This is a genomic window from Aquimarina sp. U1-2 (assembly GCF_017897595.1).
Classification (GTDB): domain Bacteria; phylum Bacteroidota; class Bacteroidia; order Flavobacteriales; family Flavobacteriaceae; genus Aquimarina.
Genome location: NZ_JAGKIK010000002.1, coordinates 270,534 through 285,494, shown reverse-complemented (window position 1 = coordinate 285,494; position 14,961 = coordinate 270,534). Strand labels below are relative to the sequence as shown.

14 protein-coding genes are annotated in these 14,961 nt (G+C 36.5%); 2 read left to right on the top strand and 12 right to left on the bottom strand.

Annotated elements, in window-relative coordinates:
* Positions 1-58: 58 nt before the first annotated feature.
* The 5 genes from J8281_RS04085 to J8281_RS04065 all read right to left on the bottom strand — a co-directional run bounded on the left by J8281_RS04085 (position 59) and on the right by J8281_RS04065 (position 6,098).
* Positions 59-1,462: a S41 family peptidase gene (locus J8281_RS04085; protein WP_210196318.1), complete on the bottom strand. Its 1,404-nt coding sequence runs from the start codon at positions 1,460-1,462 to the stop codon at positions 59-61.
* Between the two features lie 153 nt (positions 1,463-1,615).
* Positions 1,616-2,782 (bottom strand): AraC family transcriptional regulator, encoded by a 1,167-nt coding sequence (locus J8281_RS04080; protein WP_210196317.1) that lies wholly within the window; start codon positions 2,780-2,782, stop codon positions 1,616-1,618.
* Positions 2,783-2,798: 16 nt separating this feature from the next.
* On the bottom strand, positions 2,799-3,665 hold the full coding sequence (locus J8281_RS04075; RefSeq protein WP_210196316.1) for a cupin-like domain-containing protein: 867 nt from the start codon (positions 3,663-3,665) through the stop codon (positions 2,799-2,801).
* 54 nt (positions 3,666-3,719) lie between these two features.
* Positions 3,720-4,823, bottom strand: coding sequence for a biotin synthase BioB (gene bioB / locus J8281_RS04070; RefSeq protein ID WP_210196315.1), 1,104 nt, complete (start codon positions 4,821-4,823; stop codon positions 3,720-3,722).
* 105 nt (positions 4,824-4,928) lie between these two features.
* A complete protein-coding gene (locus J8281_RS04065) occupies positions 4,929-6,098 on the bottom strand; it encodes a beta-ketoacyl synthase N-terminal-like domain-containing protein (RefSeq protein WP_210196314.1) in 1,170 nt (389 codons plus the stop codon).
* Between the two features lie 299 nt (positions 6,099-6,397).
* On the opposite strand from J8281_RS04065, the gene J8281_RS04060 reads away from it, so the two are divergent.
* The gene (locus J8281_RS04060; RefSeq protein ID WP_210196313.1) at positions 6,398-6,826 is read left to right on the top strand and encodes a cytochrome c oxidase assembly factor Coa1 family protein; all 429 of its coding nucleotides are present in this window, start codon (positions 6,398-6,400) and stop codon (positions 6,824-6,826) included.
* Here J8281_RS04060 and bioA read toward each other — a convergent pair.
* Genes bioA through J8281_RS04040 form a run of 4 tightly spaced genes read right to left on the bottom strand, consistent with a single transcriptional unit; the run spans position 6,823 to position 10,307 of the window.
* A complete protein-coding gene (gene bioA / locus J8281_RS04055) occupies positions 6,823-8,088 on the bottom strand; it encodes an adenosylmethionine--8-amino-7-oxononanoate transaminase (RefSeq protein WP_210196312.1) in 1,266 nt (421 codons plus the stop codon). The two genes, J8281_RS04060 and bioA, sit on opposite strands and share 4 nt — an antisense overlap.
* A 37-nt stretch (positions 8,089-8,125) precedes the next feature.
* Positions 8,126-8,752, bottom strand: a complete 627-nt coding sequence (gene bioD / locus J8281_RS04050) for a dethiobiotin synthase (protein ID WP_210196311.1) — start codon at positions 8,750-8,752, stop codon at positions 8,126-8,128.
* The gene (locus tag J8281_RS04045; RefSeq protein WP_210196310.1) at positions 8,749-9,162 is read right to left on the bottom strand and encodes a DUF2007 domain-containing protein; all 414 of its coding nucleotides are present in this window, start codon (positions 9,160-9,162) and stop codon (positions 8,749-8,751) included. The genes bioD and J8281_RS04045 overlap by 4 nt, the downstream gene beginning before the upstream one ends.
* A gap of 2 nt (positions 9,163-9,164) precedes the next feature.
* Complete coding sequence (locus J8281_RS04040; RefSeq protein WP_210196309.1) at positions 9,165-10,307, bottom strand: aminotransferase class I/II-fold pyridoxal phosphate-dependent enzyme; 1,143 nt, start codon at positions 10,305-10,307, stop codon at positions 9,165-9,167.
* A 247-nt stretch (positions 10,308-10,554) separates the two neighbouring features.
* On the opposite strand from J8281_RS04040, the gene J8281_RS04035 reads away from it, so the two are divergent.
* Positions 10,555-11,097 carry a GNAT family N-acetyltransferase gene (locus J8281_RS04035; protein WP_210196308.1) on the top strand — a complete coding sequence of 181 codons (543 nt, stop codon included), beginning with the start codon at positions 10,555-10,557 and terminating at the stop codon, positions 11,095-11,097.
* A gap of 89 nt (positions 11,098-11,186) precedes the next feature.
* Here the strand turns inward: J8281_RS04035 and J8281_RS04030 are convergent, their stop codons facing one another.
* The 3 genes from J8281_RS04030 to J8281_RS04020 form a co-directional block, all read right to left on the bottom strand.
* Positions 11,187-11,462 carry a F0F1 ATP synthase subunit epsilon gene (locus tag J8281_RS04030; RefSeq protein WP_210196307.1) on the bottom strand — a complete coding sequence of 92 codons (276 nt, stop codon included), beginning with the start codon at positions 11,460-11,462 and terminating at the stop codon, positions 11,187-11,189.
* 90 nt (positions 11,463-11,552) lie between these two features.
* Positions 11,553-13,061: a F0F1 ATP synthase subunit beta gene (gene atpD, locus J8281_RS04025; RefSeq protein WP_210196306.1), complete on the bottom strand. Its 1,509-nt coding sequence runs from the start codon at positions 13,059-13,061 to the stop codon at positions 11,553-11,555.
* Between the two features lie 325 nt (positions 13,062-13,386).
* Positions 13,387-14,940 carry a G-D-S-L family lipolytic protein gene (locus J8281_RS04020; RefSeq protein ID WP_210196305.1) on the bottom strand — a complete coding sequence of 518 codons (1,554 nt, stop codon included), beginning with the start codon at positions 14,938-14,940 and terminating at the stop codon, positions 13,387-13,389.
* Positions 14,941-14,961 lie beyond the last annotated feature (21 nt).

Below are 14,961 nucleotides of genomic sequence, written 5' to 3'. Positions count from 1 at the left end.
TCCCCAATGGCACATAAAATCTTTAGCAGATTCAGATTGACTATTAATTTTATAGTTACTAATTATTTAGTATTTCGAGAGCTCGATCTATACCACTATCCTTTTCTTCTATAAAATCGCTATTAGAAAACAGAGGTACCATATCGGTCTCTTTTGGACCAATGCCCACGCCCTCATAAATGGTTCCCTGTGCATCTTCGTATACTTCATTTGATAATCCTACAAAAGCCCCGTTAGGTAATTTATGCACCAAAACATCAGAAAATATACCATTCGTGTTTTCTCCTACTATAGTTACATAAGGAAAATCTTTGAGACAAAGAACAAAAATCTCTGCTGCACTGGCTGTGATAGCACTTGTAAGTAGTATAATTTCACCTGTGAATTGAAAATCACCTTGAGGACTAATCGCAACCGATGTACTTTCGGTAAATCCAGCTCCTAATCGAGCTTTTTTTGAAAATACCGATCGCTCCCTATTCGCAAAACGAGACGCGATAGCCAACGATACTCTATCATAACCCCCACCATTAAAACGCATATCGATAATCAATTTTGAAATTCCTGCACTTTTAAAATCATTCATCAATCTATCCAATACGGTATTGAGTACCTCTAATTCTGTTTTTTCTGTAGTGCTAAACCCTTGCATCTCTAAACTATTGATATATCCTGTACTATCGTTAAGTAATCCCCAGGCTATTTTTTGCTGATCGTCTATTTCAAATTCGCCTTTAAGGTACCTTGATGCTATAATCTCTAATTTTCGATTGTATAAAGTATCATAATCTTCTTGAGATTGAATCACTAAATCGCCACTTAAACTAGCATTTAAGCGATTCAAAAGTGCTACATCCCCAGAGCTGATGTTTATACCCCTGCTTTCATCAGAAATGCTAACATGTCCATCGTTAAGTAGAAGAATCAGTTCCTGCAAAATGTCGTAGAAATTTTCGGAAGTTATTTGCGCTCTCATATTCTTATATTGGGCCCAATCCACATTTCGTCTTTCAAAGAAGGCATAATATTCGTTAAATAAATTCCAGAAATAGTCGAAGTTAATTTTAGGATCGTTGGTATTAAAAACTTGATCAGGAAGACACAGCTCGCTTTGATCTGCCAGCCTTTCAAACTTAAGAGTCGTTATTGAAAGTTTTGAAATTCCTACTAATTCATCGGGACTATCTAGGTCTAATGGGAACCCAAAAGATGCTTCAAAATCAAGATTATCTTCCAAAATTGTACATCCTGTAGAATTTATACTAAACAATGTATTTTTTGTATCGTTAATTTCTAAAACATATCCCTTATCTGCGGCCAACCAAAAGCCTTTTTTAGCATTGTCCTGTTGTGGTTGATCATCATCGTTTTGACAGGCAATGCAACATCCAATTAGAAGGAATACTACTTTTAACTTCAAAACCCTTATCATACGTACAGTGGTGTTTTTGTTTGATTTCATAATGTGTTGTTTGACTATATATTTTATATTGACGAATGTATATGCTATACTGCTATCAAAAATGTAAACAGCGTACAACTTGGTTGTTACAGCATCTTATTTTGGTCAAAACTAGGAATGTCAAAAAAAATTTGTGTTCGAAATTATGGAGACTTAATAATTTCGAACCTTTTTGTTTTCAGTTTTATATTGGTGCGGCGTATATCCTGTTTCTTTTTTAAATGAAGTGTAAAATGTAGTTTTAGACTTAAAACCAGCTTCTAGACCTATGGCATAGAGGCTGTATTTGTCAAAATTGACGTCAAGGATCATGGCTTTAACTTCTTTGATTCGATAAGCGTTAATATAGGTGGAAAAATTTTTTTTGGTAACCTCATTAACTATTTGTGACAAATAACCAGTGCTAATTTGTAATAATTCGGCTACGATATCTTGATTTAGATCAGGGTCTCGATAAATTTGATCTTTTTGTAAGAGGTTTTCTAATTTCTGAAAATAACTGTTGTCGGCAGTAAAAGAAGAGCTTTGTGTTAGTCTTTGCGAGTTTGAGTTTTCTACATTCGTAGTTCTATTATTAGATATTGGACTATATTTTTGATCGTAGATAACTGCTTTAGGATTATTAGTAAGTTTTAAAGTATAAATCCCATAATATACTACCCAAAAAATAAAACAGGAAACCCCTGAACAAATGATTGATATTCTAATGACATACCCAATATCATAAAGCATATCTATAACATCAATTAAAATCCAGGAAGTTACTAAAGAAAATACCCAGATACAGAGTCGTTTTAACCATTTAACATTTCGGTACTCAGAAAATTTTTTATCTCGTAAAATCTGATAAGACCATATCGCTAAAATAAAATTAAACGAATAGTATCCTAAATCCTGAATATCGAAAAGCCAATCATAAGCATGGTTTTTATAATCCCAAGAAAAGGCAAACCATTGATAAACACACTCCAGATTGTAGACCACGTTAAGGATAGCAGATAATAAAAAGGGTAGATAGAGCCAATATCTTTTTTTACGTATTGCTAAAGGATGATCAATCGATTTCAAGATATAACAGAAGAAAAAAATTGGAAATAAGAATATCCATTCAATATCATAGAGTACTGCCAATTTAGGATATTCAATAAACACCCCGATAGCATCAAGATATACATTAAGCATCAAGTATGTTAAAGTTAAAATAGCATATCCTAGATATGCATTCACTTTACTTCTATAAAAAGGCGAAAAAAGAATGGCAAAACCAAAAATAAATCCTTGAGAAATACTAACGAGTAGAAAAAGATTAACAAAGTTCATGATCTCTTAATCCACTTTATAGGTTCAAATGTTTATGGGTTTTTCGTATGGCTTCAGCGTTTTTGTAATCGATCCATTTTTGTCCTCTTATGCTACGCATAATATTATCAAAATATCTCATAAAAAAAACGTTATATGTCGCTTGCATAAAATTACTAGCACTTTTAGGAACAGAGCGAATACTCATCGAAAATCCGGGGGAAAGGTAGGTCATTTGATGCCAAAAGCCTTCTGGCATATAAAGTGTTTCACCATGGTTTAACGTAGTAATATATCCTTTTGCTTTTTTTAGTGCAGGCCATTGCTCGAGGTCAGGATTGGTATAATCAATTCCCTGGTGCGAGATAAGCGCATGAGGCACTTTGTATAAATATTTTGTTTCTGAAGGTGGAAATAGAATACATTGTTTTATACCGTGAAAATGAAAGTGAAGGATGTTACTTAAATCGATATCATAATGCATAAAAACCTTGGAACCACTCCCCCCAAAGAAAAGAAAGGGCATTTTTTTCATAAACCGAAGTCCGATATCGGGATAGCTAAAATCATTTTGAAGTTTGGGTACTTCTTTAAGTAGATTATATAAAAAGATGCGATAATTTGTAGGTGCCTTTTTAAGTAAAGAAATGTAATCACTCATGTTCATATACCCATGAGGCTCATTAAATTTACGTTCTGATGTAATAGGTTGATTATCATACACAGGGACTTTTTTATCTCCTGCTACAGTATTGATATAGTCTAAATTCCATTTTTGATATGCCGGCCAATCTTTAATTAAATGTTGGATAACTACCGGTTTTTGCAAGCTAACATATTGCCTAAGAAATTTTTCTTTGGTAATTGTCGATATGCGTGGTATTTGTTCTACATGTAATCCCACCTGTTTTTAAAAAGAATTAAAAAACCTTACGTTCTAGAAATAGTTAAAGCAATTCTATTTGTTGGCTACCACTTTTTTTGCTTTTTCTTTGGCTGCTTCGTTTCTTTCGATAGTATGCCCTGGTCTTGACCATTTAGGTTTTTCTCCGTAGGCTTCAAATTTTGAAGCGTCCGCTTCGACAGTTTCGGGTTGCGCTTTTTTAACGAATGGTTTTTGTGGTTGAAGCCCTAATACTTTAAACATTTCCATATCCTCGTTTACATCGGGATTAGGTGTAGTTAGCAGTTTATCCCCGGCAAAGATAGAATTAGCTCCCGCAAAGAAACACATTGCCTGGCCTTCTCTATTCATTTGAGTTCTTCCTGCTGATAATCTCACTTGTGTATTAGGCATAACAATACGTGTAGTTGCCACCATTCTGATCATATCCCAAATAGGGACAGGTTGTTCATCTTCCATTGGAGTTCCCTCTACCGCTACCAATGCATTGATAGGTACAGATTCTGGTTGTGGGTTCAACTTTGACAATGCAACGAGCATTCCTGCCCGATCTTCGACATCTTCGCCCATTCCTATAATTCCGCCGCTACATACAGTAACATTAGTTTTTCGAACATTATCGATCGTTTGTAATCGATCTTCGTATCCTCTGGTTGAAATGACCTTTTTATAATATTCTTCAGAAGTATCTAAGTTGTGATTATACGCATATAGCCCTGCTTCTGCAAGACGTTGTGCCTGATTTTCGGTAAGCATGCCCAGTGTGCAACATACTTCCATATCTAACTTATTTATGGTTCGAACCATTTCTAATACATCTTCAAACTCCTGACCATCTTTCACATTTCTCCACGCTGCCCCCATACAGACTCTAGAACTTCCTGATGCTTTTGCACGCAACGCCTGAGCTTTTACTTGTCGTACACTCATTAAATCATTCCCTTCTATATCGGTATGATATCGAGCAGCTTGCGGGCAATATCCACAATCCTCTGGGCAACCGCCTGTTTTTATAGATAATAAAGTAGATACCTGTACCGTATTTGGATCATGAAACTGTCGATGCACTGTAGCAGCTTCATATAACAAATCCATCATAGGTTTATTATAAATGTCTAAAATCTCTTGCTTTGTCCAATCGTGTCGTATAACGCTCATAAAAAAGAAATGTAAGTCTTCAAAAGTAATTGTTTATAATCAAAAAACACAACTTAGAAACGTCAAATTACTTGAAGTATGTATAGTTTTATCTTCTTTTAACGGTTAATTATTTGAAGGTCTTTCTAATAATACACTCACCGCATTACCGCCAAAACCTACTGCATTAATTAAAATCCTGTTAATTTCTTTTATTTTGTGAGTTGTCTCAATATAGGGTATAGGTATAAACTCATTGTGTCTTAACATTAATATGGCTAGCTCGATACTAAGCATCCCACTGGCGCCAAATGTATGTCCTATTTTCCACTTGTTTGAAGTTAGAGCAGGTAGATCATCTTTAAACACTGCTTTGATAGCATTATATTCTGAAAGATCTCCTTTCATAGTTCCCGGAGCATGCATTACAATAACATCAACATCTTCGATAGGCGTATTTGCCAAAGCCATTTTCATCGATTTCTGAAAACACTGTGCATCAGTTGATATTGATATATTGTGTTGCAAAGGTTCTGTAGCATAGCCTATTCCTTTAATAACGGCGAGCGCATTTGCGTGTATTCCTTTTTCTAAGCAAGCTATAGCAGCACCTTCTCCTAAAAACATAGTATTCAGATTTTTGGACAAATTCATGGCCTGACACGGAAATGTAGCCTCTGTCTCAGACGCATAAATCTTCAAAGCTTTCATTTGTGCAATGGTAAATGGAGTCAAGGGTGCTTCACTACCCCCAACCAAAAAGGTATCTGCTAGACCAGATTGTAACCAAGCCACTCCATTAAGTAAAGCGTGCAAGGCTGTCGAGCAGGTGATAGAATGACTAATAGTAGGACCATCACTTTGCAAATCATGAGCTATCCATGAAGATATATTGCCTAGCGTAGTTGTAGGAGAACTAAGTGTCGAGGATCTTCCTGTTTCTAAAAACTCTTTGTGATACGTCTCAAAAAGCGTTGTTGCCCCGCGGGATGACCCCATATTAATCCCGAAATTAGTATGTCCTTTCCAGTTCGCATTTTTTATAGCTTCCCTTGCTACATAAATTCCAAAAAGAACAGCATCATCAAGAGCGCGATACTGTTGGTTTTCTGATTTTAACGTTGCAATTACCTGCTTACCGTTGCTAGAGAGTTTTGCTATTGGGGTTGATACCCCGTTAAAATCGGCATAAGAAATATGATGAGAGGTCGTTTTATAGTGATCCCATATCTCTGTAGCTGATATTCCTAGCGGAGATATGGAAGAAATGCTCGTAATGGATATTTTTTGCTGCAATTTTTTAATTTTGACAAATGTAGGAGTTTGCTAGATTTTGTTCAATAGATATAACAGCAATTTATACTTCTAATACCAAATCTACCATAAAATAGCACAAATCTCCTTGTTCATTTTTCCCTCCTACTTCATTGAAAAATAATTCTGTAGCTATGGCTATGCAATAATTTTACAGCTTCGAAGGAGAGAAAAGTAACTTCGCATCTTTTATGCCATTTTATAGCAGATTTGGTATACTTTTGTAACAAAAGTCAGTTTGTTGACCCTTGTAAAAGAAGAACATCAAAAAAATCTAAAATATGGAGGATCAAAGTTCACAAAAGAGTTGGTTTGCACGCAATTGGGGCTGGGTAATACCTGTTGGTGGTTGCTTAACGATCATTGTTCTGTTTTTTGTTTTTTTAGGCTCTGTGATATTCGGGGTAAGTGAATTAATGACAGGGTCAGACCCTTATAAAGAAGGGATTGCCAAAGCACAACAAGATGATTATGTGATCCAAATACTAGGAGAACCCATAGAAGCTGATGGTATTATGCGAGGTGAGATCTCTATTAAAAACAGTACGGGGAAGGCCAATATTTCAATCCCGATCAAAGGACCCAAAGGAGAGGCTCGGTTGTATGTAGTAGGTGATAAATACAAGGATACATGGGAATACTCTGAAATGTATGTAATTATAGAAGAAACTGATGAACAAATAGATTTGCTGGGATATGAAAATGACTAAACCTTTTCTAGAAGTTCTGCGATCGCCTCGTATATTTTTTTAAGTTCTTTTGGGGTAATTACATAAGGTGCCAAAATGTAAATTGTATTCCCAAGAGGCCTTAAAAACACACCTTTTTTCATAAAATGGTTAAAAATCTTGTATCGTTTCTTACCATATCGATCCATTTCAATATGTAGATCTAATGCAAAAATCACCCCTTTTTGTCGTGTCGATCTAACTTTTGGATGCGCTTTAATTTGTGCATTAAATGTTTTGTGTGATGCGATAATACGTTGAATATTATTTTGAATTTCATCGCTTTGAAGCAGTTCGATAGCAGCCAATGCAGCAGAACATGCGATCGGATTAGCAGAATAAGTATGGGCATGAAAGAAGGCCTTTCCTACAGAATCATCTAAAAACGCATCATAAGTTTCTTGAGTACAACTTGTTACTGCCATGGGCACAAAACCTGCGGTAAGAGCCTTTGACATTGAAATAATATCTGGTTTTTCCTCTATAAAATCTGAAGCAAAATCACGACCTGTTTTTCCAAAGCCTGTCATTACCTCGTCGGCAATGGTAAGTATTTTATGTTCTTTACATATGCGAAGGATGTGATTAAGATGTTCAGCTTCAAACATATGCATAGCATTAGCTCCCTGTACCAAAGGTTCATAAATAAAAGCAGCCACCTCATTGCTTTTAATGATCGTATGCAATTGCTCAAGAACACTTTGAATATTTTTAGAATTAGGAGTAGGAATACGCTTTACATCAATAAAAAAGTCTTCAAAAGGACCATTATATACAGATAATCCCGAGGCAGACATCGCTCCAAAAGTATCGCCGTGAAAACCATCTTCAAAAGCAATTATAGTATTTCTTTTTTCGCCTTTGTTGAAATGATATTGTAAGGCCATTTTAATCCCTACTTCATTGGCTGTTGATCCATTGTCTGAAAAGAATATTTTCTCCTGATTATCTGGCAACATCTTAATCAACGCTTCAGATAATTGTATAGCAGGCTTATGGGTAAATCCCGCAAATACAATTTGATCCAGCTGCTGCATTTGCTGCTGTACTTTATGCAAAATAAAATCATTACAATGCCCAAACATAGCGGTGTACCAAGATGCAATCCCGTCGATATAGGTTGTGCCATCTTCACCATACAACAAAGCTCCCTTAGCCTTTGTAATTGGAATCGCTTCGGGGTGAATTTTATGTTGGGTTAAAGGGTGCCACAAGTGTTTTTTATCCCTTTCTTTTAAAGTCATACTATCCATTTGAGTTATCATAGCTTTTGTAGTTCGCTTATGTTACGAATAGCTCTTCAAGTTTACTTCGAAATCGATCGGCATATTCTTGAATTACCATGGTATCAAAATAGGGTTCATCGGCTATTCTTCCGATCACATCGACTTCGCCCATTTTTTTGATTATATCTTCAGTCGTTTTATGTTCATTGCCATTAAAGATTACAGATACATTAAACCCCTGTTCTTTCAGGATCCAAATAGTCATAAGGGTATGATTAATACTTCCTAAATAATGTCTCGATACCACAATAACCTTATAATCAGGCCGTATTAAATCCATAATGGTATCTTCATCATTTAACGGAACTAAAAGCCCACCTGCTCCTTCGATCACTAAATGATTCTTAGTTTCTGGAATTTTTATTTTATCAACCTCAACGGTAAGCCCATCTATTGCCGCAGCAGCGTGCGGACTCATAGGTGTTTGCAATGCATAACTGTTCGGATAAAACGTTGAACTAGTATTCGCAACCAGCTTTTTTACTTTATCTGTATCAGAATTCTCTAAATCTCCGGCTTGTACCGGCTTAAAATAATCGGCCTGCAATGCCTCGACAACAACGGCAGAAGCTATGGTCTTTCCAACATCGGTTCCTATTCCTGTAATAAATATATTTTTCATTTCAAATTGAATTTCGTTTTACAACACTCACAGCGATACGTGTATTTTGTATAAAAGGGAAGGCTTCCAAATAAAAAACCCAGTAAAAAAGCAAAGAAAGATTTTATATCTGTAATGGTAGTGATAAATACAACTTTATGACTTCGACAGACAGTACATAACATCTGAGTTCCCTCATCGTTTAATGAGTACTTTTGAATGTCGTCAAGAATTGCTTTCGCTTCGGTCACATCAGAAGACCTTACCTTTATCTTAATTCCGCCTATAGCATTACTTACTAATGGATCGGTATCAATAGTATGCATATCGGTCATGAATACTTCAATACCTTCAGATTCTAGTCTACCTTTTACAATTAATGCTTCAGCTGAATATTGAAAAGAAGCTATGGTTTTAAACATTTCACTCATACCTAGACAAAGGTAGCTAAGCGCTGTAAAACTTTTGTGATTTCTTCTTCAGAATTAAAGCTGTGTAAACAAAATCGTAGTCGTTCTTGCCCTTTGGGTACCGTTGGTGATACAATTGGTTTTATATCGAAACCACTATCCTGAAGCTGTTTAGCTATCTGTTTAACATTTTTAGTACCAGAAAGTATACAACAATGAATAGCAGAATTGCTTTGAATAAACTTTGAAGTTAATCTTAAATCTTCAAGCATTTGATTAAAAAATAGGATGTTGTCTTTTAGTTTTTTGATTTCTGAAGTATGAGTAAGCGATCTATAGGCTGATTGAATTGTTGCTATAGCATGTGGTGATAAGCCGGTAGTATATATAAAACTTCGTGCAAAGTTGATTAAATAGCTTTTTAAATCTTCGGATCCTAAAACTGCAGCTCCATGGCACCCCAGAGCTTTACCAAAGGTATTGATTCTTGCAAAAACACGATGCTCTAGGCCCAGTTCCTGAAGCAAACCAACACCATACTGCCCAAAAACCCCAGTAGCATGAGCTTCGTCGACAATTAGATGACATGTATTCGCTTCACAAAACTCAACAAAATTCTTTAAATCAGGAGAATCACCATCCATAGAGAATACAGATTCGGTTACAACATATACTGTCTGATCTGTAGTATTAACATCTCGGCTTCGTTCAATCTGCAAACCTAGATTTTGCAGATCATTATGGTTAAACTTATAAGATTTTGCGTGACTCATTTGTATACCATCCCGTATGGACGCATGTATCAGCTCATCATAAAAAATAAGATCTCCACGCTGAGGAACCGACGAAAAGAATCCCACATTAGCGTCATATCCCGAATTAAAAATCAAAGCTGCTTCAGCATGGTGAAATGCTTTAAGTAGCTCTTCGGTTTCGTTATATAATTCGTGATTGCCTGAAAGTAAGCGGGATCCCGTTGCTCCATTTTGTTTCATCCCTTTCTTGATAAGAAGTTGATGTGCCTGATCAAAAATTACTTGTGAAGCGGCAAAACCCAGATAATCGTTAGATGAGAAATCTATTTGGTGATTTTGAACGCCTAATTGTCGTAGGGTATTGCTGGCATTGCGGTCATCTAGCTTTTTTATAAGTTTTTGTGGTAACATATGTCAAAGGTACAAAGACCTTTAGATTTCAGAAACCTAAACTTTCTAGTTATCTTTTTTATTGGCACCGCCAAAGGGTTTAATACCCCGAGGCTTGCCTCGAAATTGAAAAATTGTTTACAACGAATGCTTCGTGGACTTGCCCCGAGGTAATTTACTTACTGGATGAATATTACGATCACTTGACTTGTCAAAAATTAAGAAATCTATAATAGTATGATGTATAGAATGACTGTATTTTTATGTAATGAAAAATATCACCTATACCATCACTTATTCAATCGATGAATTGAAGCAAATTCTTAAGCTTCAACAAAATAATTTACCTGCTTCAATATCAAAAATCGAAAAAGAAAAAGAAGGCTTTGTAACGGTACAGCACGATCTTGACACCTTAAGAAAAATGCATCATCTTGAACCTCATATTATTGCAAAAGATGGTAATAATGTAATAGGTTATGCATTATCTATGGTCAGAAGTTTTAAAGATGATATTGATATTTTGAAACCTATGTTTGTAAAAATAGATAATCTGTTACATACTGACACTTCATATATTGTTATGGGTCAAGTATGTATAGATAAAGATTTTCGAAAACAAGGTGTTTTCAGGGGTTTATATCATAAAATGCAAGAGGAGTTAAGAAACAAATACGATGTGCTTATTACTGAAGTAGCTGCAGATAACACAAGATCCCTTAATGCCCATTATGCGATTGGATTCACCGATTTGCTTGTTTATGAAGCTGACGGAGTTATGTGGCATTTGCTACAATGGGATTGGAAGTAAAACCTTGGGGTATCATACCCTTTGGTGTTACTAATAAAAAACGCCTTCAGAAAAACTGAAGGCGTTTTGTACTTTTAATAAATGATCATTTAATCTGCTAAAACGATCACTCTATTATCTTTCATTTCTAAAGTTCCTGAATTAATAGAAAGTAAAGTAACGTCATTTTCTTTGGTAAATTTACTAGCAACGTCTTCATTTAGCTCCATATCGCCCCACACTTTTACCTGCCCTTGTCCTAACAGTGATACAATAGGCGCGTGATTATCTAACATTTGAAACTCTCCATCAACACCCGGTACGGCAACTGAAGTTACTTCACCGCTAAATAGTATTGCTTCTGGGGTTACTATTTCTAAATACATATTTTTCAATTATAAATTATGAATTATGAACTCAGAATATAGAGATATTTTAGACCCTCTGAATTCTGCATTCTTAATTCCGAATTCAACCTACGCTTCGGCCAACATCTTTTCACCAGCCTCGATCGCTTCTTCAATCGTACCTTTAAGGTTAAATGCAGCTTCAGGAAGGTGATCTAACTCCCCGTCCATAATCATAGTAAATCCTTTGATAGTATCTTTAATGTCCACCAATACTCCTGGAATCCCGGTAAACTGTTCTGCCACATGGAAAGGTTGAGATAAGAAACGTTGTACACGACGTGCTCGACCTACGGCAAGTTTGTCATCCTCAGATAATTCTTCCATACCCAAAATGGCAATGATATCCTGTAATTCTTTGTAATGCTGTAATAACTCTTTAACACGTTGTGCGCAATTGTAATGCTCGTCTCCCAAAATATCTGCAGTAAGAATTCTAGAAGTAGAATCTAATGGATCTACCGCCGGATAAATACCTAACTCTGCAATTTTACGAGATAGTACTGTGGTTGCATCTAAGTGAGCAAAAGTAGTAGCTGGTGCAGGATCTGTTAAATCATCTGCAGGTACATACACTGCCTGCACAGAGGTAATTGATCCTTTTTTGGTAGAGGTAATACGCTCTTGCATCACACCCATCTCAGTTGCTAATGTAGGCTGATAACCTACTGCAGAAGGCATACGCCCAAGAAGTGCTGATACCTCTGAACCTGCCTGGGTAAATCGGAAAATATTATCCACAAAGAAAAGTACATCTTTCCCTTGTCCGTCACCAGCTCCATCACGGAAGTATTCTGCAATCGTAAGACCAGAAAGTGCTACTCGTGCACGTGCTCCCGGAGGTTCATTCATCTGACCAAATACGAAGGTAGCTTTAGACTCTTTCATCACTTCTTTATCTACCTTAGAAAGATCCCATCCTCCTTCTTCCATAGAATGCATAAAATCATCACCGTATTTAATAATTCCTGATTCTAGCATTTCGCGCAACAGGTCGTTACCTTCACGAGTTCGTTCTCCTACTCCCGCAAACACCGAAAGACCACCGTGGCCTTTGGCAATATTATTAATCAACTCCTGGATTAATACAGTTTTACCTACTCCTGCACCACCAAATAAACCGATTTTACCTCCTTTGGCATAAGGTTCGATAAGGTCGATTACTTTAATCCCGGTAAATAAAACCTCGGTAGAGGTTGATAAATCTTCAAATTTTGGTGCCTGACGGTGGATTGGAAGTCCATCTTTTCCAGACTTTGGAAGATCCCCAAGACCATCAATAGCATCACCTATAACATTAAATAAACGTCCATACACATTACCCCCGATAGGCATTTGAATAGGAGTTCCTGTTCCTACCACTTCCATTCCTCTACTTAACCCATCACTCGAGTCCATTGCAATGGTACGTACAGTATCTTCTCCAATGTGAGACTGCACCTCTAATACTAGTTTACTACCGTCTGTTTTATTAATTTCTAATGAATCGTAAATTTTTGGTAATTCAGTCTCTGCTGCGAATTCTACATCGATCACAGGACCTACAATTTGAGATACTTTACCCGTAACTTTAGACATTATCTAACTATTTAATGTTTAGTATTTAACTATTTCAAAAAAGCGCTTATCTATACATTGATAATACAAGCTTTTTTCAGGCTGCAAATATAGTCTTTTATAATGAAAAAAATAACTCCTTTTTTAGTGTTTTTTTAACGGTAGTTTTTGTCTTCAAATTTCACTAGAAAATCGCAATCGAGTTTAGTTTACATGTTTATAAAAGCTGCTTCTAGTAAACTACCTTGGGGATCTCTCTGTCTTGGCTCTTAATTCTAAAAGCCTTCGGGTCTGTTCGCTACGCACGACATAGAGCCTCGAGGGAAATTCTATTGACTAATTTTAACTACTCGAGTAAAGCAGGCGAATAATTCGTATTATAAGCTGCTACATCTACTAAGTTTCCTGAAGCTTCGAAGTTGGAGCCGTAAGTCACATCAATAGCTTTAAGCATCTCATTGGCAATCAAAGCATACCCCCTAGAGGTAGGATGTACCCCATCTAATGAAAAAGCCCCACCAGTTACCAGATCTGATCTTATGATTAGTCCATTAGTTGCTACTCCGGTTGAAGCCACTTGGTCTAATAGTGCATTGGCATCAAATAATGCAAAGCCATTTGCCGTAGCAACTGCTTCAATGATGGTATTAAAGGCAATAGTTGCTGCTTCAATTTCATTTTGTTCTTGTGGTGTTAGTACCCATCTATCAGATAACGGTACAGCCACACCATTAATAGATGATGGGTTTTGCGGGTCGTCGAGCGTCCCTATAAAACTTGAAGCCGGTAAAACCAGTAAGTCGTCTTTGGTCGCTTGTCTATAATTAGGAAGACCCAAACCAGATAAATCTGTTAAATCCTCGTCTATAATTACGACTGCATTAGTCATTGAAGCCTCAAAATTAATGGTTCGAGCAGTAGCCTCTTCTGCAGTGATTAAACTATTAGTTAGCGCTAATTGTAACCCTCCGTTGTATTGAGCATAGGCTTGATTAACTGCATTTGCAGTAGCAGCGTCTAATGGTACCGGATTGTGTGGTACTGTCGTAAAATGAGGTATAGCCGTTACATTAGGAATATTGCCAAGTATTCCTTGCACCCCAGATATATTAGCTGTTAGCGATCCTACAATAGCTTGATACGTAGCTTCAAAACCAACCCCTGGTGCTCCTGCAATTGGTGTTATCGGATTACTACCGTCACCACCAGAAAGTGCATAACCTAATACATCGTTATTACCAATCCATAAAGAAATAAATGACGGTTGTTGTGCAATCGCTAATTCTATTACACTTGTATTGGGAGTTGTACCAGTCATCCTAACAAAATAGGGGTTTGCAGTTGGTGGATTTGCAAAAACACCGTTTACGTCGCCATATCCGGGAGCCAACAAATGAAAACTTTTTGCTCCCGGTACACCAAGATTATTAAATGGACCTGTTGGATTATTTAAAACTATATCTGTTGTAGATACCGCAGAAGGTACCAAAGACTGTAAAGGAACAGGAGTAGGTCTTGGCAGATTTGGATCAAGATTTAATGCCAATCTTGGGCCAAAACCAGGAAGCTGGGTTCCCCCAGCCAATAATCCGCCCACATTATCATTCATTAAAGGTTGTGTAAATGTTCCTCCGTTTCCTAAAGCTGCGAATTGTTGTGCTAATATGGAAGGAGTAGAATTTTCCTGAGCAATTTTATACAATGTACCGTCTGCAAAACCAGCTGTTAATGAATTTCCTAACGATACATATGTAGAAAAATCTGCGCTTCCTTGTGTAAAAGTTTCAAGTTCTACAGGCTCCTCTTGTCCTCTGTTTCTTAAGTCTTCTAAAGTGTCATTCTCACAAGACATGAAGCCGATGGTAATCAGGGACAATAGTATATATTTAATTTTTTTCATCTGTTATTTTTTATTGTTTTA

Excerpts from the sequence above, each read along its gene's own strand:
- J8281_RS04085 (WP_210196318.1), bottom strand. The coding sequence starts at position 1,462 with ATGAAATCAAACAAAAACACCACTGTACGTATGATAAGGGTTTTGAAG.
- J8281_RS04080 (WP_210196317.1), bottom strand. The coding sequence starts at position 2,782 with ATGAACTTTGTTAATCTTTTTCTACTCGTTAGTATTTCTCAAGGATTT.
- bioB (WP_210196315.1), bottom strand. The coding sequence starts at position 4,823 with ATGAGCGTTATACGACACGATTGGACAAAGCAAGAGATTTTAGACATT.
- J8281_RS04060 (WP_210196313.1), top strand. The coding sequence starts at position 6,398 with ATGGAGGATCAAAGTTCACAAAAGAGTTGGTTTGCACGCAATTGGGGC.
- bioA (WP_210196312.1), bottom strand. The coding sequence starts at position 8,088 with ATGACTTTAAAAGAAAGGGATAAAAAACACTTGTGGCACCCTTTAACC.
- bioD (WP_210196311.1), bottom strand. The coding sequence starts at position 8,752 with ATGAAAAATATATTTATTACAGGAATAGGAACCGATGTTGGAAAGACC.
- J8281_RS04045 (WP_210196310.1), bottom strand. The coding sequence starts at position 9,162 with ATGAGTGAAATGTTTAAAACCATAGCTTCTTTTCAATATTCAGCTGAA.
- J8281_RS04040 (WP_210196309.1), bottom strand. The coding sequence starts at position 10,307 with ATGTTACCACAAAAACTTATAAAAAAGCTAGATGACCGCAATGCCAGC.
- J8281_RS04035 (WP_210196308.1), top strand. The coding sequence starts at position 10,555 with ATGAAAAATATCACCTATACCATCACTTATTCAATCGATGAATTGAAG.
- J8281_RS04030 (WP_210196307.1), bottom strand. The coding sequence starts at position 11,462 with ATGTATTTAGAAATAGTAACCCCAGAAGCAATACTATTTAGCGGTGAA.
- atpD (WP_210196306.1), bottom strand. The coding sequence starts at position 13,061 with ATGTCTAAAGTTACGGGTAAAGTATCTCAAATTGTAGGTCCTGTGATC.
- J8281_RS04020 (WP_210196305.1), bottom strand. The coding sequence starts at position 14,940 with ATGAAAAAAATTAAATATATACTATTGTCCCTGATTACCATCGGCTTC.